The 25,061-nt window shown below is 67.1% G+C and carries 21 protein-coding genes; 4 read left to right on the top strand and 17 right to left on the bottom strand.

All coding sequences use genetic code 11. The features are described from left to right. The first annotated feature begins 42 nt into the window (after window positions 1–42). Window positions 43–1,779, top strand: coding sequence for a PTS fructose transporter subunit IIC (locus AC1KVE_RS03600; RefSeq protein WP_184625209.1), 1,737 nt, complete (start codon window positions 43–45; stop codon window positions 1,777–1,779). 185 nt (window positions 1,780–1,964) lie between these two features. Continuing rightward, window positions 1,965–3,242 carry a carbohydrate porin gene (locus AC1KVE_RS03595; RefSeq protein ID WP_016904598.1) on the top strand — a complete coding sequence of 426 codons (1,278 nt, stop codon included), beginning with the start codon at window positions 1,965–1,967 and terminating at the stop codon, window positions 3,240–3,242. Window positions 3,243–3,585: 343 nt separating this feature from the next. Here AC1KVE_RS03595 and secF read toward each other — a convergent pair whose 3' ends face one another. The 6 genes from secF to AC1KVE_RS03565 form a co-directional block, all read right to left on the bottom strand. Beyond that, window positions 3,586–4,554 carry a protein translocase subunit SecF gene (gene secF, locus AC1KVE_RS03590; RefSeq protein WP_016903296.1) on the bottom strand — a complete coding sequence of 323 codons (969 nt, stop codon included), beginning with the start codon at window positions 4,552–4,554 and terminating at the stop codon, window positions 3,586–3,588. Window positions 4,555–4,666: 112 nt separating this feature from the next. After that, a complete protein-coding gene (gene secD, locus AC1KVE_RS03585; protein WP_039516458.1) occupies window positions 4,667–6,511 on the bottom strand; it encodes a protein translocase subunit SecD in 1,845 nt (614 codons plus the stop codon). Window positions 6,512–6,679: 168 nt separating this feature from the next. Next, on the bottom strand, window positions 6,680–7,033 hold the full coding sequence (gene yajC, locus AC1KVE_RS03580; RefSeq protein WP_016903294.1) for a preprotein translocase subunit YajC: 354 nt from the start codon (window positions 7,031–7,033) through the stop codon (window positions 6,680–6,682). 131 nt (window positions 7,034–7,164) lie between these two features. Beyond that, a complete protein-coding gene (gene tgt, locus AC1KVE_RS03575) occupies window positions 7,165–8,310 on the bottom strand; it encodes a tRNA guanosine(34) transglycosylase Tgt (protein ID WP_016903293.1) in 1,146 nt (381 codons plus the stop codon). A 69-nt stretch (window positions 8,311–8,379) separates the two neighbouring features. Beyond that, window positions 8,380–9,450, bottom strand: a complete 1,071-nt coding sequence (gene queA, locus AC1KVE_RS03570) for a tRNA preQ1(34) S-adenosylmethionine ribosyltransferase-isomerase QueA (RefSeq protein WP_154832196.1) — start codon at window positions 9,448–9,450, stop codon at window positions 8,380–8,382. 165 nt (window positions 9,451–9,615) lie between these two features. Next, complete coding sequence (locus AC1KVE_RS03565; protein ID WP_016903291.1) at window positions 9,616–10,047, bottom strand: Lrp/AsnC family transcriptional regulator; 432 nt, start codon at window positions 10,045–10,047, stop codon at window positions 9,616–9,618. Between the two features lie 121 nt (window positions 10,048–10,168). Here AC1KVE_RS03565 and AC1KVE_RS03560 point away from each other — a divergent pair, with 121 nt between their 5' ends. After that, window positions 10,169–11,665, top strand: a complete 1,497-nt coding sequence (locus AC1KVE_RS03560) for an aminotransferase class III-fold pyridoxal phosphate-dependent enzyme (RefSeq protein ID WP_481091901.1) — start codon at window positions 10,169–10,171, stop codon at window positions 11,663–11,665. Window positions 11,666–11,905: 240 nt separating this feature from the next. Here the strand turns inward: AC1KVE_RS03560 and AC1KVE_RS03555 are convergent, their stop codons facing one another. The 4 genes from AC1KVE_RS03555 to AC1KVE_RS03540 all read right to left on the bottom strand — a co-directional run bounded on the left by AC1KVE_RS03555 (window position 11,906) and on the right by AC1KVE_RS03540 (window position 17,918). After that, complete coding sequence (locus tag AC1KVE_RS03555; RefSeq protein ID WP_104607926.1) at window positions 11,906–12,613, bottom strand: glycosyltransferase family 32 protein; 708 nt, start codon at window positions 12,611–12,613, stop codon at window positions 11,906–11,908. 234 nt (window positions 12,614–12,847) lie between these two features. Continuing rightward, on the bottom strand, window positions 12,848–14,227 hold the full coding sequence (locus tag AC1KVE_RS03550) for a purple acid phosphatase family protein (RefSeq protein ID WP_481091902.1): 1,380 nt from the start codon (window positions 14,225–14,227) through the stop codon (window positions 12,848–12,850). Beyond that, window positions 14,224–15,360, bottom strand: a complete 1,137-nt coding sequence (locus AC1KVE_RS03545) for a phytase (protein ID WP_481091903.1) — start codon at window positions 15,358–15,360, stop codon at window positions 14,224–14,226. Before AC1KVE_RS03545 ends, AC1KVE_RS03550 begins: the two co-directional genes overlap by 4 nt. Beyond that, window positions 15,357–17,918 carry a TonB-dependent receptor gene (locus AC1KVE_RS03540; protein WP_435012156.1) on the bottom strand — a complete coding sequence of 854 codons (2,562 nt, stop codon included), beginning with the start codon at window positions 17,916–17,918 and terminating at the stop codon, window positions 15,357–15,359. The genes AC1KVE_RS03545 and AC1KVE_RS03540 overlap by 4 nt, the downstream gene beginning before the upstream one ends. Before the next feature lie 151 nt (window positions 17,919–18,069). On the opposite strand from AC1KVE_RS03540, the gene upp reads away from it, so the two are divergent. Further along, a complete protein-coding gene (gene upp, locus AC1KVE_RS03535) occupies window positions 18,070–18,702 on the top strand; it encodes a uracil phosphoribosyltransferase (protein WP_024940024.1) in 633 nt (210 codons plus the stop codon). A 306-nt stretch (window positions 18,703–19,008) separates the two neighbouring features. Here upp and AC1KVE_RS03530 read toward each other — a convergent pair whose 3' ends face one another. From AC1KVE_RS03530 to rsmD, 7 genes are all read right to left on the bottom strand, one after another. Next, window positions 19,009–20,766: a glycoside hydrolase family 9 protein gene (locus tag AC1KVE_RS03530; protein WP_046345976.1), complete on the bottom strand. Its 1,758-nt coding sequence runs from the start codon at window positions 20,764–20,766 to the stop codon at window positions 19,009–19,011. Window positions 20,767–21,017: 251 nt separating this feature from the next. Beyond that, the gene (ggt, locus tag AC1KVE_RS03525) at window positions 21,018–22,796 is read right to left on the bottom strand and encodes a gamma-glutamyltransferase (protein WP_154832202.1); all 1,779 of its coding nucleotides are present in this window, start codon (window positions 22,794–22,796) and stop codon (window positions 21,018–21,020) included. Beyond that, a complete protein-coding gene (locus AC1KVE_RS03520; RefSeq protein ID WP_003489796.1) occupies window positions 22,793–23,077 on the bottom strand; it encodes a YfhL family 4Fe-4S dicluster ferredoxin in 285 nt (94 codons plus the stop codon). The genes ggt and AC1KVE_RS03520 overlap by 4 nt, the downstream gene beginning before the upstream one ends. Further along, window positions 23,068–23,250 (bottom strand): hypothetical protein, encoded by a 183-nt coding sequence (locus AC1KVE_RS03515; RefSeq protein ID WP_184431395.1) that lies wholly within the window; start codon window positions 23,248–23,250, stop codon window positions 23,068–23,070. The genes AC1KVE_RS03520 and AC1KVE_RS03515 overlap by 10 nt, the downstream gene beginning before the upstream one ends. 58 nt (window positions 23,251–23,308) lie before the next feature. Next, window positions 23,309–23,806 (bottom strand): hypothetical protein, encoded by a 498-nt coding sequence (locus AC1KVE_RS03510; protein ID WP_039516474.1) that lies wholly within the window; start codon window positions 23,804–23,806, stop codon window positions 23,309–23,311. A gap of 47 nt (window positions 23,807–23,853) precedes the next feature. Continuing rightward, window positions 23,854–24,360, bottom strand: a complete 507-nt coding sequence (gene coaD / locus AC1KVE_RS03505) for a pantetheine-phosphate adenylyltransferase (RefSeq protein ID WP_016903280.1) — start codon at window positions 24,358–24,360, stop codon at window positions 23,854–23,856. Beyond that, window positions 24,357–25,046 (bottom strand): 16S rRNA (guanine(966)-N(2))-methyltransferase RsmD, encoded by a 690-nt coding sequence (gene rsmD, locus AC1KVE_RS03500; RefSeq protein ID WP_481091904.1) that lies wholly within the window; start codon window positions 25,044–25,046, stop codon window positions 24,357–24,359. Before rsmD ends, coaD begins: the two co-directional genes overlap by 4 nt. Window positions 25,047–25,061: the final 15 nt, after the last annotated feature.

Raw genomic sequence — 25,061 nt, 5'->3', positions numbered from 1 at the left:
CCGCCGGCGCTTGCCGGCGACCGAACAACGCAGGAGATTTGCATGTCCTCTTCCATCGTGGTCATCGCCGCTGGCGACCGCAGCACCGAAGCCGTCCTGGCGGCCGAAGCGCTGCGCCGCGCGGCCACCGCCGCCGGGCGCAGCGTGACGATCGAAATCCGCAGCGACCAGGGCGTGCTCGGCGCATTGCCGGGCGAACTGGCCAGCGCCGCCAGCCAGGTGCTGGTGATCGGCGACGCCGATGCCGACACCGCCCGCTTCGGCGACGCGCAGCTGCTGCGCCTGAGCCTGGGCGCGGTACTGGACGACCCGGCCGCCGCGGTGAACCAGCTCGCCGCACCGGCTGCCACGAATGCATCGGCTGCCGCAGGCAGCGCGGGCGCCGGCAGCAAGCGCATCGTTGCGATCACCTCCTGCCCCACCGGCATCGCGCACACCTTCATGGCAGCCGAAGGCCTGCAGCAGGCCGCGAAGAAACTCGGCTACCAGATCCGCGTGGAAACCCAGGGCTCGGTCGGCGCGCAGGACGCCCTGACCGACGCGGAAATCCGCGACGCCGACCTGGTGCTGATCGCCGCCGATCGCGAAGTCGACCTGGCCCGTTTCGGCGGCAAGCGCCTGTTCAAGAGCGGCACCAAGCCGGCCATCAACGATGGCCCGGCCTTGATCCAGAAAGCGCTGGCCGAAGCCGGCGTGCACGGCGGCGCGGCGCCGGTCGCAGGCGCCGCCAAGGCCGAAAACACCGGCAACGGCCGCACCGGCGCCTACAAGCACCTGATGACCGGCGTGTCGTTCATGCTGCCCTTCGTCACCGCCGGCGGCCTGTTGATCGCGCTGGCATTCGCGCTCGGCGGCATCTATGCCGGCGACGATGCCCACCAGGGCACGCTGGCCTGGTCGCTGTTCCAGATCGGCGCCAAGGCCGGCTTCACCCTGATGGTGCCCGCGCTGGCCGGCTATATCGCCTACTCCATCGCCGACCGCCCCGGCATCGCGCCCGGCATGATCGGCGGCCTGGTCGCGGCCAACCTCAATGCTGGTTTCCTCGGCGGCATCATTGCCGGCTTCATCGCCGGCTACGGCGTGGCCGCGCTCAACCGCTACATCCGCCTGCCGCGTAACCTGGAAGGACTCAAGCCGGTGCTGATCCTGCCGGTGCTGGGCACGCTGCTGGTCGGCCTGGCGATGATGTACGTGTTCGGCCAGCCGGTGGCCGACCTGCTGGCCTGGCTCACCGCCTGGCTGCGCGGCATGCAGGGCAGCAGCGCGTTGCTGCTGGGCCTGTTGCTCGGCGGCATGATGGCCTTCGACATGGGCGGGCCGGTCAACAAGGCCGCCTATGCGTTCTCCACCGGCCTGATCGCCAGCCAGGTCTACACCCCGATGGCCGCCGCCATGGTCGCCGGCATGACCCCGCCGCTGGGCATCGCGCTGGCCACCTGGGTGTTCCGCAACCGCTTCACCGTGGAAGAGCGCGGCTCGGCCACGGCCGCCGGCGTGCTCGGGCTGGCCTTCGTCACCGAAGGCGCCATCCCGTATGCCGCGCGCGACCCGCTGCGCACCATTCCGGCGCTGGTGATCGGCTCGGCCGTGGCCGGCGCGATCTCGATGACCGCCGGCGCCGAGTTGAAGGCACCGCACGGCGGCATCTTCGTGCTGCTGATCCCCAACGCGGTGACCCACCTGCTCAATTACGTGCTGGCCCTGGTGGTCGGCGTGGTGGTCACCGCGGTGGCACTGCGCCTGCTCAAGAAGCCGGTGGCCGACGTGGTCGCCTGACCTTCGGCCACCCCGCCACTGGCGCTTGCCGCCCGCGCATGCGCCACGCCTGATCGCCGCCCCGCCCCACCCCTGACTGGTTTCACCGCTGCGCTGCGCACCCTCGTGCGCGGCCAGCGGCTTGCCCATCCCCTAGCTGTCGCGTTCGCCACCCGGCCACGCCTTCCTTCGTTCGGAGTCCTGCCATGACCGTCCTCGCCCCCCGCCATGCCCGTCCCCGCCTGCTGTGCCTGTCGCTGGCACTGGCGCTGACCCCGCTCGCCCACGCGCAGGATGCCGCCGATGCCTTCAAGCTCAAGCTGGGTTACACCGGCGAAGCCGCCTCGATGATCGATGGCGGCCGCAAGAACGGCGACGCCTATGCCGGCCAGCTGATGGTCGGTACCGACGTCGACATGGACCGCCTGTTCGGCTGGGGCGGCGCCACCGTCAAGCTGTACGTCACCAACCGCCACGGCACCAACCTGGCCAACAGCAGCATCGGCAACAGCACCTCGGTGCAGGAGATCTACGGTGGCCAGGGCACGCGGCTGGCCAACTTCACCCTGCTGCAGAAACTGTTCGACGACCGCCTGGAACTGGAGGCCGGCCGCAGCGTGGCCAACATCCACTTCCTCGGCTCGGACCTGTGCCAGTACTTCCAGGGCAACTCGGCCTGCGGCAACCCCACCTTCGTGTTCCGCACCAGCAACTTCACCTACTGGCCGGTGTCCAGCTGGGCCGCGCATGCCACCGCCTGGGTCACGCCCAAGGTCTATGTGCACGTGGGCGCCTACGAGGTGAACCCGGTGCAGGCGCAGGACGGCCAGCACGGCCTGAAGTGGAGCACCGACGACACCACCGGCGTGGTGGTGCCTTACGCGGTCGGCTACAAGAACAAGGGCGGCGACGGCAGCATGGCCGCGATGTACGAACTGGGCGGCTGGCAGGACAACTCCGACTACACCGACCCGCTGCGCGACCGCAACGGCAACCCGGCCGTGCTCAGCGGCCTGGGCTACGAGAACAAGCAGGGCCGCTCGGGCATGTTCGCCCGCTTCGAACAACAGGTCACCAACCCGGATCCGTCCGGCGCCCGTGGCCTGACCGTGTTCGGCGCCATCCTCAAGAGCACCGGCGGCCAGGCGATCGAGGACCACTTCGTGCAACTGGGCCTGGTGCAGAAAGGCACCTTCGCCAGCCGCCCGCAGGACAACATTGCGTTTGTGATCACCCAGCAGAAGTACAGCGACGAGGCGATCGAAAACCTGCGCCTGGCGCGCGCCTCGGCCGGCGGCACCGGCACCCCGGCCGACAACCAGATCATGATGGAGCTGAGCTACGGCATCCAGGTCACCAAGCGCCTGCGCATCGCGCCGAACCTGCATTACGTGATCAACCCCGACCAGTTCAACGAACCGACCCGTACCAACGATCTGAAGAACGCGCTGATTGCAGGCATGCGGATCGACTGGAATCTGTAAGTCCGCGAGGATCGGTGCGTGCGTTGCAGGACGTTGCAGCACACTCACCTAGCTCGGTAGGAGCGCGCCTGAGCGCGATGAGGCATTCCCGATAAAGCCCGGTCGCGCTCTGGCGCGCTCCTACGACGCATTGCACTGCATGGCTGACCTGGTTTCGGCGGGTTTAGCCAGCGCACTTCGCCTTGCTTCGTAGGAGCGCACCTGGGCGCGATGAGGCGTTACCGATAAAGCCCGGTCGCGCTCAGGCGCGCTCCTACGACGCGCTGCGCTGACCTGCTTGATGCGCCAAAACGAAAAAACCGCGCAGCGCGCGGTTTTTTCGTGATCGAAGATCGATGACCAATCAGGGACGACGCGCCAGCGCCTCCACGTCCTTGGCCTTGGGCAGCAGATCCTGCTTGGTGACGGCAAACGGCCCGATGCTCAGCATCGGCACTGCCACGATCACCGAGGAGATCACCACGATCACCGCGCCGATCATGTGCGTCTCGGCCAGGCCCTCCATCGACTCGCCGCCGTAGATGTACAGGGCCAGCGCCGACAGGAAGAACATCACCGCGGTGATCACCGTGCGCGACAGCGTCTGGTTGATCGAGCGGTTCAGCACCTCCAGCGGCTCCACCCGCAACGCGCGGAAGTTTTCGCGCACGCGGTCGAACACCACGATGATGTCGTTGATCGCAAAGCCCATCACCGACAACAGGCCGGCCAGCACGGTCAGGTCGAACTCGCGGCCGGTCAGCGACACGAAGGCCACGGTGACCAGCAGGTCGAACAGAGCGGTCAGGCTGGCGACCACCGCGAACTTCCACTCGAAGCGGAAGGCGATATAGATCAGAAAGCCCACCAGCATGAACACGGTAGCGTACACGCCGTTCAAGGCCAGGTCCTTGCCGACCTGCGGGCCGACGAACTCGCCCGGCTGCACGGTGGCGGGATTCTGCGCGGTGCTGACCGCCTTGCGCACTTCTTCGGCGACGGTGGTTGCGGCATCGTCGCGGTTGTTGTGCTGCTCGCGCGCCTGCAGGCGGATCATCACTTCGTTGCCGCCGCGCGCGTTCTGCACCTGGGCGTTCTCGAAGCCGGCCTTGGCCAGTTGCTCGCGCACCTGATCCACGTCCACGGTCTTCTGGAACGAGGTCTGCACCAGCGTGCCGCCGGTGAATTCCAATGCGTAGTTGAAGCCCTTGCCGACGATGACGCCGACCGAGGCCACCGCGATCACCAGCATCAGGATCAGCACCGGCTTGCGCAGGCGCATGAAGTCGATCTTGGTGTCGTTGGGAATGAGATGGAGCGGGAACAATTTCATGGAAAAGATCTTCCGTTTAGACGTTGCACACCGTCAGGATGCGCAGCGCTTGCGAAGGGATTCATCCCCCGCCCCTTGCAGCGCGCTGCAGGGACAAGGCCGGACTCGCATCTCAGATGGCGACGGTCTTCAGCTTCTTGCGGCGGCCGTAGATCAGCACCGCCAGCGCACGCGACACGGTGATCGCGGTGAACATCGAGGCGAAGATACCGATCATCATGGTCAGCGCGAAGCCCTTCAGCGGGCCGGTGCCGAACGCGTACAAGGCCACCGCCACGATCAAACCGGTGAGGTTGGCGTCCAGGATGGTGCCGCCGGCCTTTTCATAACCGGCGGCAATCGCCGATTTGGCCGGCACGCCCAGTCGCAGCTCCTCGCGGATACGCTCGTTGATCAGCACATTGGCGTCCACCGACAGGCCCACCGACAAGGCCAGGCCGGCAAACCCGGGCAGCGTCATGGTCGCGCCGAACAGCGACATCACCGCCACCACGATCAGCAGGTTGAACAACAGCGCCACCGAGGTGATCGCGCCGAACACGCGGTAGTAGACGGTGAAGAACACCAGCGTGAACAGGAACGAGTAGATCACCGCAGTGACGCCGCGCTCCACGTTCTCCGCGCCCAGACTCGGGCCGATCACGTATTCCTCGACAAAATCCATCGGTGCGGCCAGCGAACCGGATTTCAGCAGCTTGGCCAGGTTCTCGGCCTCCACCTTCTCCAGGCCGGTGGTCTGGAAGTTCTTGCCGAACACGCCGGCGATGCGGGTCGGCGACAGCGCCTCTTCCTTGACCCGCACGCTGCGCACTTCCTTGCCGTCGACCATGCTGACGGTGGGAATGCGCTCGATGTAGACCACCGACATCAGCTTGCCGACGTTGGCGCTGGTGTAGTCCAGCATGCGCTGGCCGGCGACGTTGTTGAGCGTCACCGCCACCGCCGGCATGCCGTTCTGGTCGGTGCTGACGCTGGCGCTGACCATCTGGTCACCGGTCACCAGCGCGCGCTTGTTGAGCAGCACCGGCGCACCGGTATCGCGTACGCGGTAGACCTTGGCTTCGGGCGGGATGCTGCCGCTGCGCACGGCGTCTTCGGCATTGCCTTCGACCACCGCACGGAATTCCAGCGAGGCGGTGGCGCCGATCAGGCGCTTGGCCTCGGCGGTGTCCTGCAGGCCGGGCAGTTCGACCACGATGCGGTCCTCGCCCTGGCGCTGGATGGTCGGTTCGGACACGCCCAGCGCGTTGACGCGGTTACGCAAGGTGGTGAGGTTCTGCTCGATCGCGCCGCTGGCGATCTGCTTGAGTTCGGCCTCCGGCACCTTGACCGAGATGTTCTGGCCGCTGACGTCGTAGGTCAGGGTCGGCTGCGACTTGGCCAGCGCGGTACGCGCTGCGTCGACGCTGGCGCCTTCGCTCAGGCTGACCTGGATGCTGTTGTCGCCGCGGCGCTCGACCGAGCGGTAGGCGATACGGCCGTCACGCAGCGTGGTGCGGATGTCTTCGGCAAAGCCGTCCAGGCGCTTTTCCAGCGCGGCCTTCTGGTCCACCTGCATGGCGAAGTGCACGCCGCCGACCAGGTCCAGGCCCAGCACCATCGGCCGGCCGCCCAGCTTGGCCAGCCAGTCCGGCACGGTCGAGGCCAGATTCAGCGCCACCGTGTAGTTTTCGCCCAGTTGCTGGCGCAGCACGTCGTTGGCACGGGTCTGTGCCTGCAGGTTGGGCAGGCGCACCATCAGGCTGTCGCCTTCCCGGGTGACGGCCTTCGGCGTGATGCCGGCGGCCTTGAGGTCGGCGTCGATGCGGCTGCGCAAGGCATCGTCGAGCTGGGCGCCGCGGCTGGCGGTGATCTGCACGGACGGGTCCTTCTGGTAGATGTTGGGCAACGCGTACAACGCGCTGACCGCTAGCACCAGCAGGATCAGGAAATACTTCCAGCGAGGAAATTCGAGCATTGCGACAGTCCCGCGCGACACCATCCCGGCGACGCGCCTAGCAGTGAGAACGACTTCCAGCGGCCAACACAACGTCGCCAGCGGTCGTCAGGTGGATGCGGCGGAGAACGCCGGTTCGCGGCACCGACTGCGCCCACCTGACAGTGGGCGCAGCGGGTTGGTTGCCGCTTAGTTGGCAGACTTCAGCGTGCCCTTGGGCAGCACGTGGCCCACGGCACTCTTCTGTACGCGGATGCGCACGTTGTCGGCCACTTCCACGGTGATGAAGTTGTCGCCGATATCGGTGATCACGCCCGCCACGCCGCCGGAGGTGATGACCTCGTCGCCGCGCGCCAGCTTGTCCAGCAGCGACTTGTGCTCCTTCTGGCGCTTCATCTGCGGGCGGATCATCAGGAAGTACATGACCGCGATCAGGATGATCGGCAGCGCGAAGGTGGACAGGCCGCCCATCGGGCCGGGCGCCGGCGCGCCGCCAGTGGCCTGCGCCTGGGCGACGGGGATCAGGAAATCGAGCAGATTCATTCAGTGCATCCTAGTTTGGGTGCCAGCGCGCCAACCGGCCGCTCGCTATTCAGGTACCGCCGGAGCGGAACAGCCGGGAATTATGCCATGCAGGTTCCAAACCGTCCGCGCAAGGGCGCGGACGGCCGGTCTCAGCTGGTTTCCCCCGGCAACGGCGGCGTGATGGCGCCGCGTGCCGCATAGAAGGACCGCCGGAACTCGGCAAAGGTTCCCGAGGCGATCGCCGCACGCAGGTCGGCCATCAACTTCTCGTAGTACCAGAGGTTGTGCAGGGTGCCCAGCATCGGCGCCAGCATCTCGTTGCAGCGGTCCAGATGGCGCAGGTAGGAGCGCGTGTAGCCGCTGCTGCAGGCATGGCAGCCGCAGCCCGGCTCGATGGTGTCCAGGTCGCGCTCGTACTTGGCGTTGCGGATGCGCACGGTGCCGAAGGAGGTGAAGTAATGCCCGTTGCGCGCATTGCGGGTGGGCATCACGCAGTCGAACATGTCCACGCCCCGTGCCACGCCTTCGACCAGGTCCTCCGGCCGGCCCACCCCCATCAGGTAACGCGGGCGGTCGGCCGGCAGGCGCGGATGCAGGTGTTCCAGCATCGCGTTGCGCTCGTGCTCCGGCTCGCCCACCGCCAGCCCGCCGATGGCGTAGCCGTCGAACCCGATGCCCTGCAGCCCGTCCAGCGAGCGGCTGCGCAGGTCCGGATGCACCCCACCCTGCACGATGCCGAACAGCGCCGCGTCGTTGCCCAGCCCGTCATGCGCCTGCCGCGAGCGCTGCGCCCAGCGCAGGCTCAGCTCCATCGAGCGCCGCGCCACCTCTTCGGTGGCCGGGTACGGCGTGCATTCGTCGAAGATCATCACGATGTCCGAATCGAGCACCTTCTGGATCTGCATGCTCTCTTCCGGGCCCAGGAACACCCGCGCGCCATCGGTGGGCGAGGCGAAGGTCACGCCCTGCTCGGTGATCTTGCGGCGATGCGCCAGCGAAAACACCTGGAACCCGCCCGAATCGGTGAGGATCGGCCCGTCCCAGCGCGCAAACCCGTGCAAGCCGCCGTGATCGCCGATCACATCCAGGCCCGGGCGCAGATACAGGTGGAAGGTATTGCCCAGGATGATCTCCGCACCCAGCGCGCGGATCTGCTCGGGCAGGATGCCCTTGACCGAGCCATAGGTGCCCACCGGCATGAACGCCGGCGTCTCGACGGTGCCACGCGGAAAGGTCAGACGCCCACGCCGGGCATGGCCGTCGGTGGCTTGGAGCTGGAACTGGAGTCGGGACATTGAAAGGCCGGGATTGGAAATTGGGGATTCGGGATTGGCAAAAGCGAGAAGGCGGCGAGCGGAGTGCTGTTACGAATCCCCACTCCCGACTCCCCAATCCCTGCTCCACAGCAACATCGCATCGCCGTAGGAAAAGAAGCGATAGCGCTGTTCGATGGCGTGTTGATAGGCGGCGAAGATGCGCTCGCGGCCGGCGAAGGCCGAGACCATCATCAGCAGCGTGCTTTCGGGCAGATGGAAGTTGGTGACCATCGCGTCGACGCTGCGGATGCGGTAGCCGGGCAGGATGAAGATCTGGGTTTCGCCGGCAAATGGCAGCAGTTCGCCCTCGGGCGCGGCATCGCTGGTGCGCCAGGCGCTTTCCAGCGAGCGCACCACCGTGGTTCCCACCGCGATGACGCGGCCGCCGCGGGCCCGGGTGCGGCGCACCTGCTCGACCAGCGCGGCGCCGACGTTGAGCCATTCGGTGTGCATCACGTGCTGATCGAGCGCATCCACGCGTACCGGCTGGAAGGTGCCGGCGCCCACATGCAGGGTGACATGGCCGAACTCGACCCCGCGCTCGCGCAGGCGTGCCAGCAATGCCTCGTCGAAATGCAGCCCGGCAGTGGGCGCGGCGACCGCACCGACCTCGCGCGCGAACACGGTCTGGTAGCGCTCGCGGTCTTCCACTCCCGGCTCGCGGCGGATGTACGGCGGCAGCGGCAGGCGCCCGGCTTCCAGCAGCCAGTGCTCCAGCGGTGTGGGGATCTCGAAGCGCAGCAGATAGAACTCGCCGTCGCGGCCCAGCACCTCCGCCTGGCCGCCGGCATCCAGCGCGATCCAACTGCCGGCCTTGGGCGACTTGCTGGCGCCGATCTGCACCCGCGCCTCGCGCTCGCCGAGCAGGCGCTCGATCAGGATTTCCACCCGCCCGCCACTGGCCTTCTGCCCGAACAGGCGCGCCGGGATCACCCGGGTATCGTTGAAGATCAGCAGATCGCCCGGCTGCAGCAGCTCGGGCAGATCCCGCACCTGCCGGTCGACCAGCGCCTGCGGCGACGGCGGCACCACCAGCAAGCGGCTGGCCGCCCGCTCGGCCAACGGCGCCTGGGCAATCAGCTCGTCGGGCAGCGAATAGTTGAAATCGGACTTCTTCAAGGCCGCAGGATGTGTTGGCTGAGGAGCCGGATATTGTAACTGCGGCCGGGAATGGAGAATCGGGAATCGGGAATCGTAAAAGCGGGCCGCTTTGCGCAGTAAGGGCTCCGGTCACCGGATCATGCTCTCCCGATTCCCGATTCCCCACTCCCGATTCCCCGCCTCTCACCGCTCAAACTTCGTTGACAAAATGATCGACGTCGTCGTGCGCTCCACGCCGTCGATCGCGCCGATGGCGTCGGTGAGCACGTCCATCTCGTTGACGCCGCCGACCACGCCCAGGGCGATCAGGTCGTAGGCGCCGCTGACCGAGTGCAGCAGGCGCACCTGCGGGATGTCGCGCAGCGCCTTGACCACGGCCGGCATCTTCTTGGGCAGCACGGTGATCAGGATATGCGCGCGGATGCGGCCCTGTTCGTAGGCGTCGTGGGTGCGCACGGTGTAGCCGCTGATCACGCCGTCGCGTTCGAGTTTTTCGATCCGGCTCTGCACGGTGGTGCGCGACAGCCCGAGCCGGCGCGCAATCTGCGCGGTGGAGGCGCGCGCGTCCTCGCGCAGCAGCGACAGCAGGCGTTCGTCGGAGGGAGTGATTTTCACTTTTGCCCAATTGGTTCGTCGATTCGACGAAAATACCCGACTTCTTGCTCGGATTCACGCTGCCAAACGCCGATCTTCTGCCGATAATAGGAAGGGAACGCCACCTTGCAGGAGATGCGCCATGTCCGTCCTCGCCCCGCTCGCCCCGCTGCGTGCCCACGCCGGCCGCCGCCTGACCGATGGCCTGGACGATGCCAGCATCGAGCGTCTGGCCGCCAACCACCCGGATCTTGCACGCGCCATCGACGCCGCGGCCGCCGAGTACGCGCAGGTGCGCGCGGAGGCCGCCGACCTGCTGGACCTGGACGAAGACGCCCAGATCGGTGCGGTGCAGGACGGCTTCATCAATTTCTATGCCGACGATGCGGTGACCCCGTACGTGGCGCTGGCCGCGCGCGGTCCCTGGGTGATCACGCTCAAGGGCGCGGTGCTGTACGACGCCGGCGGCTACGGCATGCTCGGCTTCGGCCATACCCCCGCGCCGGTGCTCGAGGCGATGGCGCGTCCGCAGGTGATGGCCAACGTGATGACCCCCAGCCTGGCGCAGCGCCGGCTCGACCGCGCCCTGCGCGCCGAGATCGGCCATACCCGTGGCGGCTGTACGTTCGCACGCTTCATGTGTCTCAACTCCGGCTCCGAAGCGGTCGGTCTGGCCGCGCGCATCGTCGATACCAACGCCAAGCTGCACACCGACCCGGGCGCGCGCCATGCTGGTGCCAGCATCAAGCGCGTGGTGGTCAAGGGCAGCTTCCATGGCCGTACCGACCGCCCCGGCCTGTATTCCGATTCCAGCCGCAAGACCTACACCAAGTACCTGGCCAGCTACCGCGACGAAGACTCGGTGATCGCGATCGCGCCGTACGACGTGGCGGCGCTGCAGCGCGCCTTCGACGAGGCCGCGCGCAATCACTGGTTTATCGAGGCGGTGTTCCTGGAGCCGGTGATGGGCGAAGGCGACCCGGGCCGCGCATTGCCGGCCGCGTTCTATGCCGCGGCGCGCGAACTGACCCGCCTGCATGGCAGCCTGCTGCTGGTGGATTCGATCCAGGCCGGTCTGCGCGCGCACGGCGTGCTGTCGGTGGTGGATTACCCCGGCTTCGAGCAGCTCGACCCGCCGGATCTGGAGACCTATTCCAAGGCGCTCAACGCTGCGCAATACCCGCTGTCGGTACTGGCAGTGACCGCACACGCCGCGCAGGTGTACCGCAAGGGGACCTACGGCAACACCATGACCACCAATCCGCGTGCGCTGGATGTCGCCTGCGCCACGCTGGCGTTGTTCACCCCGCAGGTGCGCGAGAACATCCGCACCCGCGGCGCGCAGGCGATCGCCAAGCTGCAGGCACTGCAGTCCGAGCTCGGCGGTTTGATCACCAAGGTGCAGGGCACCGGCTTGCTGTTCTCTTGCGAACTGGCACCGCAATTCAAGTGCTATGGCGCCGGTTCCACCGAAGAGTGGCTGCGCCATCGCGGCGTCAACGTCATCCATGGCGGCGAGAATTCGCTGCGCTTCACCCCGCACTTTGCGATGGACGAAGACGAGCTCGATCTGCTGGTCGGGTTGATCGCGCGTGCACTGAAGGAAGGTCCGCGCCAGGCCCAGGCCGAAGCGGCCTGAGAGCCACCCGCAGAAGATGGCGGGCAGTCCGCAGGTAGTGGACGGTGCGCAGTATCCGAGCGGTGCACGCCGATTCCGAGTACCGGCTGCGCTCACTGATCAGTGAGCGCCATGGTTTTGCGAGCCGCTTGAAGCCAAGGCGACGCAGGCATTACTTGCGCGCCTCGGACAGGTGCGCGGCCGCCCCGAAGCTCACCGCGCGTCCCTGCCGTCGCGCGCGGCGATGTGCTGCCCGGCTGGTCAGATCGGCACGGCGCTCAGCTTGCGGCGCAGGTAATTGGTCACGGCCCGGCGTGGCGACTTGCCGCGCCAGGACGCCCAGCACAGGTGCGAGCCCACCGCGACGGTGCCGCCACGGTGGCCGAGCCCGAACCAGGTGCGATCCGGATGGAACGCATCGCGCGCCGGGAACACGATGCCGGCAAACTCGCCGGCGTGCGCGTTGTAGAAACGCGTCAGCCCGCGCGGGCCGGAGATCATCGGAATCTGCCGGTGGTCTTCCAGCATCTCGGGCGCATGCGTGGTGAAGATGTGCTCGATGAAGGCGCGCCAGAACGGATGCCCTGCCTCCGAGCCGAACACGGCGTTGCCGATCTTGAACTGCTCGTTGCCGGGCGCGCCCTCTTCGATCGGCAGCACGCATTGCTGTGCCAGTACGTCCGCGCCAAGCGTGCGCAGCAGCTTGTAGTCGGTGTCGAAATAGAAGCCACCGTAGCTGTGCATATAGGCGCAGCGCGCGATGTCGGCCTTCATCACGCCGAAGCGTATCGCCTCGTAGCGGTCGGCGAATTCCGGGAACGCGCGCCGCATCAGTGCGGAGTTGTCGGCGTCGTCCCAGACATGGCAGGTCCAGCCCGGCAACAGCCGCTGCAGGCGGGCCTGGATCTTGCGCTCTTCCCAAAGCAGGTGCTTGGTCGGCGCAGTGAGATGGAACACGTGGGGGATCATGGGGGCTTCTCGGGGCTGGGGGAACCAGACCTCCACCGAAGCACCGCACCAAAAAGCGGCTACCCGGATGGAGCTCCGGTTAGCCGCAACAGTAGTCCCATTATTAGTGTGACGTAATTCACAATTTTAAATGGTTACGCCTGCCGCCGATTCGCATCATCAATCCAGAAGCGAAGTTCGCTCACAGCCTCGTCATCCCGCACGGCGGAGCTCGCAACGCTGTTGTCCTGTGCCTCACTCCCAGCACCGGTCTGCACGTCCCTTCAGGGTTGCGCTGCGCGGGCAATCGCGCGGTGCGATGCGCCCGGCTTCCTGCTCCACCAGCCGCTTGCCGCCATCGCTGCCGCGCTCCAGCTCGAACGCATCGTAGAGACGTCCGGTGGCGGTGCGCGACTCGTAACGCAACTTCTGGTTGTCGATGCGAAGCACCTGATAGAGCTGGGTGTCTTCGCCGACCGGACGCATGGTCTTGCGCGCCATGTCCGAGAGCCGGTACTGCTTGGGCCCGGCCACCGAGACCACGAACACCGGCGTCGCCTGCCCTGCGTCATCGCCGCGCCGGCCGTAGGTGTGGTCGTGGCCCTGCAGCACCAGATCGACCTTGTGGCGGCGGATCACCGGCAGCACCTGCTCGACCAGCTTCTGGTTCTCGCGATCGGCGCGCGGGGAAAAGAACGGCTGGTGGATCAACACGATCGACCACGGATGCGGGTTGTCGGCCAGTACCGTGTCCAGCCACTGCGCCTGTGCCGGGCCGGTGCCCAGATCCAGCACCGAGGTGCCGTCCAGCACGGCGATGCGCACGCCCTGATAGTCGAACCAGTAGCTGGTGCGCGCCGTGGCCGACGGCCCGTTGCGCGGCAGGGCGAAGGTCACCGGCCAGTGGTTGCCGAGCGTGCGCGTGGCCTGCGGGGTGTCCTCGCCCTCTTCGTGATACTCGTGATTGCCCGGCGCCGGTGCCACTGCGGTGCCTTCCAGCAACCAGCGCCCGGCTTCGAACCACTCGGCCCATTCGTTGTCGTCCTGGCCGTCCTTGCCGCTGACCAGGTCGCCGGCAAACAGGGCCAGCCGCGCGTCCGGTGCGCTGCGCCAGGCCTGGCGGATCACCCGCGAGACCAGGCTGAGGTTCTTGTTCTGGGTGTCGCCGAAGTACAGCAGCGTCAGCGGTGTGTCGGGGCTGGCGGCGGTGCGGAAATGATTCCACGCACCCCAGGTACGGTTGCCCTGCACGCGGTAGGCGTACAGCGTGTCCGGCTTCAGCCCGTCGATGTCGGCGCGGTGGTGGTGCGAGCTGCCGTTTTCGCTGGCCAGCGTGGCGGTGCTGGCACGGATGCGGCGCGGCGTACCCAGGTCGGGCGAGTCGCCGGCAACCACCAGTTCCAGCCACGGCTGGTCGACGCTGGCATCGGTACGCCAGGCCACTGCGAAACCGGTCGCCGCCGCCTGCGCGGGCGTGGCGACGATGCGGTCCGGGAAGCCATCGGCAACATAGTGGGTGGAACCCGCCGGCACCTGGGTATTCGGTTCGGCGGCGCGCTCGGCGGCAAACGCCCGCGTGCCTGCCATCGCCCCCAGCAACAGCGCTGCAGACAGCGCCGCACGTGCCGCGCTCATGGCGCGCACTCTTTCAGGCGCAGCGTGCGCGCGATATCGCGCCAGTCGAATGCCGCCACCGCCTGATCGTCGTGCAAGGCATAGAACACCCCGCCCGGAAAGCGCGCATCGCCGCGTTGATCCAGCCACACGCCGTCGGTATTGGCAGTCACCCGGCCAGCGAAGGCACCGACATGCGCCAGGCTCTGGCGATCGAATACCTGGAACACGCTGCGGTCCTTGAACTGATCGGTGGCGATCCAGTAGCCGCTACCGTCCTTGCACGCAAACAGCGTCATGCCTTCGGCCTGCGCCTTGAACAGGCCGCTGCCGACATTGCGGCCGCGGTAGCGTCCGTCCATGCCGTATTCGCGCAACTGCGTGCCCACGGCGACGTCTTCTTCGGCAATCATCAGGCGCGCATGCGCTTCATCGCCGAACACCGACTCGGCGATCCGGATCGCGCCCGCGTCGCTGGTATCGCCGAAGCTCTGGGTCAAGCGCGCCTGCCAGCCCTGCCCCGCAGCGCTCAATTGATAGCGCCGAAAGCGTTGACCGAGTTCGGCCACCGGCGGCGGCACATCCTTGTTGGCCGGCGACATGTAGTTGTCGCTGACCACCACCTCGTAGCCGCCGTCGTGCTTGCGCACCCACAGGCCGTAGGGCTCGCGCAGTTCGTCCTGGCCGAAGCTGGTCAGCGGCTTGAAGTCGGGCAGCGCAAACACCTGCACGCGGCGATTGTCGCGCTCGACCACGAACACCAGATCGTCGACCACCGAAATCCCGTTCGGGCGATCCAGCTTGCCCAGCGCCTTGCCCTTGCCGCCGACCACGCGCAGGCGTTTGCCGCTATCGCCATCGAACACCACCAGCGCATGCGTGGCCTTGGCGGTGGCGATCAACCAGCGGCGGCCATCGGGCGCACTCCAGCTGGCCGGCGAATCCAGATTGTCGGCCGGGGTCAGCGCGGTGATGAAGGCCTCCGGCACCACCTGGTGCGCCACCTTGGCCTCGCTGAGCAAGGGGTCTTTCAGCAATGCCTCGTCGGCTTCGCGGTCGGCCGGTGCGCTGGCGCAGGCGGTCAGCGCCAGCGCGCTGGCGAGCAGCGTGGTGTGGAGTAACGGTGTGTGGAGCCGCGTGCGCGTTGCGATCACAGTGCCACCTTCAGGCCGAGCGCATAGGTGCGGCCGTATTCTTCGTTCTGCAGCGTGCGCGAGGGCACGCCCTGGTACAGCTCCAGCGGTTCGTCCAGCAGGTTCTGCGCTTCCAGATACAGGCTGACGTGGCTGTTGAATTGGTAGTTCATGCTGAAATCCAGCTGGGTATGCGGGGCGACATAGATATCGTACGCGCGGCTTTCGCCGATGGTGTCCAGGTACTCGCTGCGGTACACCGCCGCAACCCGCGCACTGAAGCCATATTTTTCGTAGCCCAGGTGGCCGCTGTAGATGCGCTTGGACGAGCGCGGCAAGGTGAAGTCCTCGCCGGCGCGATCGCTCAGGCCGGGATCGAAGTCGCTGTCCAGCACGGTGGCGCTGGCGCCGACCAGCAGGCCGTTCCAGCCTTCGGGCAGGAAGTCCAGCGCCTGCTGCCAGTTGAATTCGGCGCCGCGCACCTTGGCGGTGTCGCCGTTGATCGAGCGCGTGACCTGCAGGTCGGGGAACTCGGCATCGTTGGTGCTGATGGTCTGCACGATGTAGTCGTCGATCGACTTGTTGAACACGCCGAGCGAGATCAGACCGGTGCTGCCGATGTACTTTTCGAACGACAGGTCCAGGTTGGTGGAGCGATACGGATCGAGATCGGGGTTGCCGACGTTCACCTCGTTGTCGCCGCGATTGATGCTCACGCGCGGGGAGACATCACCGAACGCAGGCCGCGACAAGGTCTTGTTGGCGGCAAACCGCAGTACCCAGTCGTTGCCGGTGTCGTAGCGCAGATGCAGGCCAGGCAGCACATTGGTGTAGCTGCTGGAGGCTTCGCGCGGCGTCACCGTGGCGGTGCGGCCGTTCTCGGCCACGTCGACCTGATTGCCGGTGGCGTCGAACTGGGTGTTTTCCACGCGCACACCGGCAATCGCGCGCAGCGCACCGATGTCCCAGGTGCCCATCACATAGGTGGCGAACACGTCTTCGGTGGCCTTGTAGTCGTCCTGCAGCGAGGTCTGCAGATTGCCGCCGACATCCTGCGGGCGTGCGCTGTACAGATTGCCGGAGGTGTTCCAGTAACGGCGCATGCCGTCCGAGCCGATGCTTTCGCCCAGCGTGCCGCCACGGTGTTCCGGCGCGGCGGTGGTCCAGTCGCTCAGATCGATCGCCGGCCCGCGACGCAGCTCGCTTTCGTCCACATTGACATCGCGCTCGCGCCAGCGGCCGAGTACACCCATCTTCAGGCTGGAATGCTCGCCGTCGAAGCGTACATTGATCTGCGCGCTGCGCTCGCTGTCGTCCACCCGCTTGGGCGCAAGCACGAAGCGGTCGAACACGAAATCGTCGTTGCTCTGCCAGCCGTTATCGGAAAAGCCAAGGCGCGGAATGCCGCTGTTCTGGTCGACCGTGGCCGACAGATCGTCGCCGTCATAGTTGAAGCGCGCTTCCATCTCGTCGTTCACGCGCTCGGTGGTCTTGGTGTAGCCCAGCTTGTAATCCACCGTGGCCGCGCTCAGACGGTTTTCACCGCCCACGCTCAAGGCCATGGTGTCCTCCTTCTTGGTGCGATAGCGCACGCGCTTGGAGATGGCATCGGCCGGCAGGTCGGCCACCTCGTAGGTGCCATCGCCATTGGCGCTGACCTGCCCATCGGCCAGGCCGAAGATGGTGCGCTGGCGCGTTTCGGCATCGTCGAAGCGGCTGTACAGCGTGCGCAGGTAATAGCGGTTGTCCGCATCCGGGCGCCAGTCCAGATTGAGGTTGGCGCCCATGCGGGTGCGCTCGATGAAGTACTTGCGACGCTGCACCTCGCCGGCGAACAGATCGTCGGCCGCACCGCCGTCGAAGCTGTCGTAGGCCACCTCGGTATTGTCGGATTCGAATTCGCGGTCCTGGTAGTTCACGCCCACTGCGACGCCGAAGGTGCCGTCGAAGATATCGCTGTAGTTGAACGCGCCCTTCGGGCTGGTCTTGCCCGACAGCGACTGGTGGCTGCCTTCGACCGAGCCGCGCAGCGTGCGGCCATCGCGATCGAACGCGGAGGTGGACTCGACCTGGATCGCACCGCCGATGGAATCGCCCGGCATGTCCGGGGTCGGCGACTTGACCACCTTCAGGCGTTCGGTGGAGTCGGACGGAATCACGTCCAGCGGTGCCGAGCGCGTGCCGTCTTCCGGCGTGCCCATGGTCATGCCGTCGATGGTGACGCTGTTGAGCGCCGAATCCAGGCCGCGGATCACCACGAAGCGGCCCTCGCCCTGATCGCGGGTGACGCTGACGCCGGGCAGGCGCTGCAAGGATTCTGCAACATTCTTGTCGGGGTAGCGGCCCATCGCATCGGAAGCCACCGCATCCTGGATCGCATCGGAGCCACGCTTGAGATCGACTGCGCGCACCTGCGATTCCACCTGCGGGCGCACTTCCAGGCGCTCCAGATCGATGGCCGCCGCGCCGGATGCACCGGTGGCAGCTGCCGCACCCTCGGCCGCCTGCGCAAGCGGGCTCCACGCGGCCGCCGCCAACGTCAGCGTGATCGCCAGGCACAGCGGAGTCTTGTTCAACACGGGTGCTTCCCCAATCGGTTAAGAATGGGTGGGCACACTATGTCTACGACGTTTCACTGACATGACATCTGCAAGCGCGATCACGCGCAATGTGTGGCGACGCTGCCGCCGGCTGCGGCACACTGTGGGTCTCTCCCGCCTGTCGCTGCCCATGAAAATCGTCGAAGTGCGTCACCCCCTCGTCCAGCACAAGATCGGTCTGCTGCGCGATGCCGCCTTGAGCACCAAGGGCTTCCGCGAACTGGTCACCGAGCTGGGCACCCTGCTGGCCTACGAGGCCACCGCCAATCTGGACACCGAATCGCACGTGCAACCCGGCTGGGCCGGCCCGGTGACCGTGCAGCGGATTGCCGGCGCAAAAATCACCCTGGTGCCGATCCTGCGCGCAGGGTTGGGCATGCTGCCCGGCGTGCTGGCGCTGATCCCGGCCGCGCGCGTGAGCGTGGTCGGCCTGCAGCGCGACGAAGAAACCCTGCAGCCGGTGCCCTACTTCGAACGCCTCACCGGCCGCCTGGAAGAACGCGATGCACTGATCCTGGACCCGATGCTAGCCACCGGCGGCACGCTGATCGCCACCATCGACATGCTCAAGCGCGCCGGCGCGCGGCGGATCAAGGGCATCTTCCTGGTCGCCGCACCGGAAGGCCTCAAGGCACTGGAAGCCGTGCATCCGGACGTGGAGGTCTACACCGCCGCGATCGACGACCACCTCAACGACAAGGGCTACATCCTGCCCGGCCTGGGTGATGCAGGCGACCGCATCTTCGGAACGCGGGTGGAGTGAGCTGCGGAGGCTTGAAGCCCCTCTGCCTGCGGGGCGAGAAGACTCCGCTTGCGCGCCCTTGGCGCGCGTGCCTTGAAGCGCCTGCGCCGCAAGCGCGGGCCGGGGGCGCGCAGTGGGGATTGGGGTGAAGGTCCGTCGAGCGAAGCAGTCGGTGAGTCACTTCTGACGGCGCGTGGCGACACGTTTGTCATTGCCGGCATTGGTAGCTCCCCTGAGGCGCACCCTTATCCGGCGCTACGCGCCACCTTCTCCCGATGGGAGAAGGAACGGCGGCGGCATCGGGCATCGCGTTGAAAAACGCCCGCCCTACTGCGTCGATGCCTGGATCGCCGCACTCACATACACCAGCGGCGCATTCCAGTTGATCGCCACCTCGTTGCTGGCATAACTGCAGGTGTTGTCCAGATACGACAGCGCCGGCAGTTTGGAGGGGTACGCCACCTTGCAGTCCTTGGCGTCCTGCTGGCCCGGTTGCGGACCACCGGCCAGCCAGCCCGGCACCGGGGCGTCGATGCCGTCTGCCTCGGAGGGGCGATGGTGGATATGCATCGGGCTGCGTAGCCCCACACCCGTGACGAACGACAGGCCCAACGGATTGCGCCCCAGGATGTAATCCAGCTGCGACTGCGCGGCATCCAGATACGGCCGCTGCCGGGTCAGCCGATAGCCCTGCATCAGCATCATCGCGCGGTTGAGCACCACCGCATTGCTGCCCCACACGAAGTCGGTGTCGGTCATCGCCAGACGCCAGGGCGAGGCCTGCCACTCATCGGCAAGACGCTGCGCCAGGCCGGTGATCTCACCCGCGATGCGTGCGCGATCGGCATGCGGGGTGAGCGTGTCGCGATGTTCGGCCAGCGACATCCAGGCCAGGCCGCCGACGTTGCTCCAGCCCGGCACGCTCGCCGGTACGTTGCGCGCAATCATTGCGTCGTAGAAGCCGTCCTCGCGCGTGCTCACGTACAGCTCGGCCGCAGCCCAGGCGAATTCGTCGTCTACCTGCGCATCGTCGTAGCCGCCGGTGCGCACGTCGTCGGGCTGGCGATAGATCACATCCGGGTGTTGCTGCGCCCACGCCCAGGCACTGCGCGCGGCGTTCAACATGCGCGCCGATGCGCCCGGATACTGCTTGTCGAACGGCGCATAAACGCGGCTGGCTGCCGCCATCACTGCGGCGAAATCCAGCGTGGCGGCGGTGGCCTTCATCACTACATAGCGTTGTTGCGTGGCCTGCGCGGGCATCACCAACCCGTCGAACTGCTTGTCGGTGAGCTTGTGGTACACGCCACCGTCGGCCGGGTCCTGCATGGCCAGCATCCATTCCAGATTCCACCAGGTCTCCTGCAGGATGCCGGGCACGCCGGGCGCGTCGTCGGGAATGGTCAAGGCCTGCGCCTTGAACAGTGCCGGGTACTGCTCATAGGCGGCCAGCAAGGTATAGGTGCTGATGCCGGAATTGACGATGTACTTGTTGTAGTCGCCGGCGTCGTACCAGCCCTTGGGCGCACTGATCACGCTGTCGGCCGGGCGCGTGGCCGATGCCGCCGAAGGATGGATGCGCACCTGCGTATCCGGATGCCCGGCCGCGCGCGCATAGCGCCCGGCGAACTGCGCCGGCAGCGCAGTACTGGCGCGATTGAAATAGAACGCCTTCAGCGATGCGTCGAGCACGGGCCGATACGCGCTGGCCGCGATCGGGAACGGATCGGACGCCGGCTGCCCCTCGATCTTCAATCGGTAGGTACCCGGCGCGCGCAGGCTGGAAAAATCCGCCACCCGCGCCTGCTGGCCGGCCGGCGTCCACAGCGCGGCGGCCTGCAGCTTGCCCTCCAGCACCTGGCGGCCCTGCGCATCCTCGACCGTGAAACGGTCCGCAGCGGGCGCCGCGCCTTGCGGCAATCCGAGCACCGCAAGCTTGGCCGAACTCGGCAGATAGCCGAGCTGATTGACGTGGATGGCAGCGCCCGTTGCCGCTGCGGTCTTGTCGCCGGTGGTGTCGGCCGCGCAAGCGGCGATGGGCGATGCGATCACCATGCCGGTGAGCAGAGTCTGGAAAATGTTCATGCCGCGATGGTCGCTGCATTGGCGCAGGGCGACAAGTCCAATCCTGGCATAGGCAACCGCGTGGAAATGCATCGCTGCGGCCGCGTGCCTGCATCGATGGTGGCGAGCACCTGCGGCCGACCGCGTCATCGCGCAGGCCATGCCATGCCATGCCATGGCACGGCGCGGCAGATGCAACGGGCAACACCCGCTGCCGTCCGACCATGCCTGCCCTCGCCGACGAGGACAGGCATATCTCGATCAATCAGCGATCAGCGCGCCGCAGCCTCCAGCTGCACCTGCGCCTTGCCCACCGGGTTGCGCGGGTCGCTCCCGCCGGTGAGCACGTTGCTGCGCTTGTCCCATTCCACCGTCTGCAGGTTGCCCCAGACGTGGCTGGAACCGCGGCCGCCCTCGGCGGTATCGCCCGGCAGCTTGAGCGCGTGGCCCATCGCCTGCAGCGCCTTGGCGGTCTGTGGCGAGAACGCGTTGCTCTCGGCCTCGATCACGTCCGGCAGCCACTGGTGGTGATAGCGCGGCAAGGCGCTGACCTGCTGCGCGTCCAGGCCGGCGTCGTAGCCCAGGATGCCGAGCAGCACCATGGTGATGATGCGGCTGCCACCCGGCGTGCCGATCACCGCGACCTTGTCGGCCGATTCCATGAAGGTCGGCGTCATCGAGCTGAGCATGCGCTTGCCCGGCTTGGGGGCGTTGGCCGCGTAGCCCATCACGCCGAAGGCATTGGGCGTGCCCGGCTTGAGCGCGAAGTCGTCCATCTCGTCGTTGAGCAGCACGCCGGTGCCCTTGGGGATCAGGCCCGAGCCGTACAGCAGGTTGACGGTCTGGGTGGCGCCGACGCGGTTGCCTTCGCCGTCGATGATGGAAAAGTGCGTGGTCTCGTCGTCTTCCAGCGGGGTCGGGTTGCCCGACAGCAGGTCGCTGGGGGTGGCCTTGTCCGGGTTGATCGTGGCGCGCAGGCCTTGTGCGTAATCCTTGCTGGTCAGCACGCGCTGCGGCACGGCGACAAAGTCCGGGTCGCCCAGGAAGAAGGTGCGGTCGCGGTAGGCCCGGCGCATCGCTTCCACCACCAGATGGGTACGGTGCGCATCGTCGAGCGTGTCCAGTTCCCAGCCTTCCAGGATCTGCAGCATGGCGGCGAGTGCGATCCCGCCGGAGGACGGCGGCGGTGCGGTGGTGATCTTCCAGCCGCGGTAATCGAACTGGATCGGCGTGCGCTGCTTGACCCGGTACCCGGACAGCTCGGCGGCCTTCCACTGCCCGCCGGCCTGCTTGACGCCGGCCAGCAGTTTCCTGGCGGTTTCGCCCTTGTAGAAGCCATCGAAGCCCTTGTCGCCGAGCAGCTGCAGGGTATGCGCCAGCTCGGGCTGCTTGAAGATGTCGCCTTCGGCAATCGGCTTGCCGCCGCGCAGATATACCTCACGCGTGCCGGGATAACGCTCCATCACCTCGCGCCGCGAGGCATAGCCCTTGGCCATGCGCGCATACACCGGGAAGCCTTCGCTGGCGATGCGGATCGACGGCGCCAGCGACTGCTTCAGCGGCAGCCGGCCGTGCTTGGTGGCCAGCTCCACCAATGCTGCTGGCAGCCCGGGAATACCGGCCGACCAGGGACCGTTGACCGAGCGGTCGCGGTCCAGCGCGCCCTGCTTGTCCAGGAATTGCGCCTCGCTGGCTGACTCGGGCGCGGTCTCGCGCGCGTCCAGCATCACGTCCTTGCCGGTCTTGGCATCGTGCAGCAGGAAGAAGCCGCCGCCACCCAGCCCCGAGCTGATCGGCTCGACCACCGCCAGCGTGGACGACACCGCGATCGCCGCATCGAACGCATTGCCGCCCTCGCGCAGGATCTGCAGGCCGGCATCGGTGGCCAGCGCATGACCGCTGGCAATCGCCGCACCGGGCGGGTGCCCCGCCACCGGCGAGGTCGTGGCTGCTGCAGGCTTGGCGCCATCGGCAGCCCAGGCCGGCGGTGCCAGCACCAGGGCCAGCAGCAACAGGCCGCGCGAAGAGAAACGTCGGGAAAAGATGCTCACGGGGCGGGAGGCTCCTGTTCGTACAGTTCGGGGTGGTCGCGCTGCAGCTGCATGAGCTTGGCGAGCAGTTGATCGTGGGTTTCCGGTATTGCCGGATCCGGGTCGATGCATTCGACCGGGCACACCACCACGCATTGCGCTTCGTCGAAATGGCCCACGCACTCGGTGCAACGTGCCGGGTCGATCACGTAGATGGTTTCGCCCATCGAGATGGCCTGGTTCGGGCACGCCGGCTCGCAGACATCGCAGTTGACGCAGAGCTCGTTGATTTTCAGCGACATATCGGCACCACCATGCGATGTGGCGCGGCGCGATGCAACGCCAGGCGCTGGAACGCAACGTACTGCTGGAAGCGGACGCACGGGGCGTAGCGCGATGCACAGACAACGCCATGCATGTGGCCGGTAACCGGTCCGAGCGGACCGGCGCCGACGGCGTGCGGGATCAGCAGCATGCTGCGATCCCGCACAGCGGCCGGACGCGCCCTCCCGCGCCTCCGGCCTGGTACGGCATTACTTGGCTTCAACGAAGGTGTATTCCACGCCCTTGGGCTGGACGATGCCTTGCACCCGCGCATTCTCGGCCGCATTGCCGATGAACAGCACGCGCACGCCCTTCATCGAATCGGCCGGCACGTCCTTGAACGCGGCGTCGATCAGGTCGGCCATCTTGGTCGAGGCGGACGAACCGAAGGCCAGCATGTTGCCCGGCTGCACGCCACGCGCGAGTGCGGTCTTGACGCTTTCCAGCTGACGCTCGTAGCTGCCGGCGAACTCGGCATCGGACTCCGGCGGCAAGTAATACAGGAACGGGCTGTTGGTGGTGGTGCCCAGGTTCTGGCCGACCACTTCCTGCAGGTACTTCTTCCAGCCGGCGTTGTCATCCTTGGCCGGCGCGGTCAGCGCAGCCGGAGCGGCGGCGGCGGTCGGTGCCGGCTCTTCCTTCTTGCAGGCGGTGACGGCCAGAGCGGCGACCGAAGCGAGCACCAGCGCGCGCATTGTGTGTTTCATGAAACTCCTCCCTTTGAAAAGCATGTGGTGATGTGACTGCTAGAGAATCAGGCCTGCGCGCGGGACTCGCGCACCTGCCGTAAGGCTTCGACGACCGAAGCCGGAACGAAACCGGACACGTCCCCGCCCAGCCGCGCGATTTCGCGCACCAGCGAGGACGAGATGAAGCTGTACTGCTCGGCCGGGGTGAGGAACAGCGTCTCCACCTCCGGGATCAGATGGCGGTTCATGCTGGCCATCTGGAACTCGTATTCGAAGTCGGACACCGCGCGCAGGCCGCGCAACAGCACGCCGGCGCCCATGTCGCGCACGAAGTGGGCCAGCAGCGTGTCGAAGCCGCGCACTTCCACATTGGCGTGCGCGGCCAGTGCTTCCTGGGCCAGCTCCACGCGGCGCTCCAGCGGCAGGGCCGGGCCCTTGGAGGGGCTGTAGGCCACGCCGACCACCACGCGCTCGAACAACGGCGCGGCGCGGTTCACCAGATCGATATGCCCGTTGGTGATCGGGTCGAAGGTACCGGGATAGACGGCGGTGCGGCTATTGGCCACGCTCATACGGAAACTACCGGGGTCGGATCGCCGTTCAGTGTAGCAGCGGCCCGGCGGTACAGCGCATAGCGCACCTGCTGGGTGGCGCCTTCACGGTGCAGATGCCAGCCGGCCGGCACCTGCGGCGGGACCTCGGCCGGGCCTTCCAGGTATAGCCAGGCGTCGGCGCTCAGGTGCGCGGGCAGGCGTTCCAGCACGCTGGGCCACAGCCCGGCGGCAAACGGCGGGTCGACGAACGCGATGCTGGCCTGCGCCACCGGCGCACGCTCCAGCCAGCGCAGCGCATCCTCCTGCAGCACCTGCACCTGATCGGCCGCATCCAGCCTGGTCACGTGCTGGCGCAAGCGCTGCACCAGGCCAGGGTCGCGCTCGATCAGGGTCGCGTGCGCGGCGCCGCGCGACACCGCCTCCAGGCCCAGCGCACCCGACCCGGCAAACAGGTCCAGCACACGCGCGCCGGGCAGGCGCGGCATCAGCCAGTTGAATACCGTCTCGCGGACGCGGTCGCTGCTCGGGCGCAGGCCGGGCAGGTCCGGCACCGCCAGCTTGGTGTTGCGCCAGCGCCCGCCGACGATGCGCACCTGCCCTTCCGCGGCGCGTGGCGCCGGCCGTGCGGGGCGCCTCATCGCCACGCGCCGGGTGCGGGCGAACGGGTGCAGGACGACGGCAGCGCAAATGGCGACATGGCTCAAGGCAGGACGGTTGGC

The organism is Xanthomonas sp. NCPPB 2864 (genome assembly GCF_056675615.1).
Note: the sequence above shows the minus strand (reverse complement) of the source record. Positions and strands in the feature narration are given on the sequence as shown.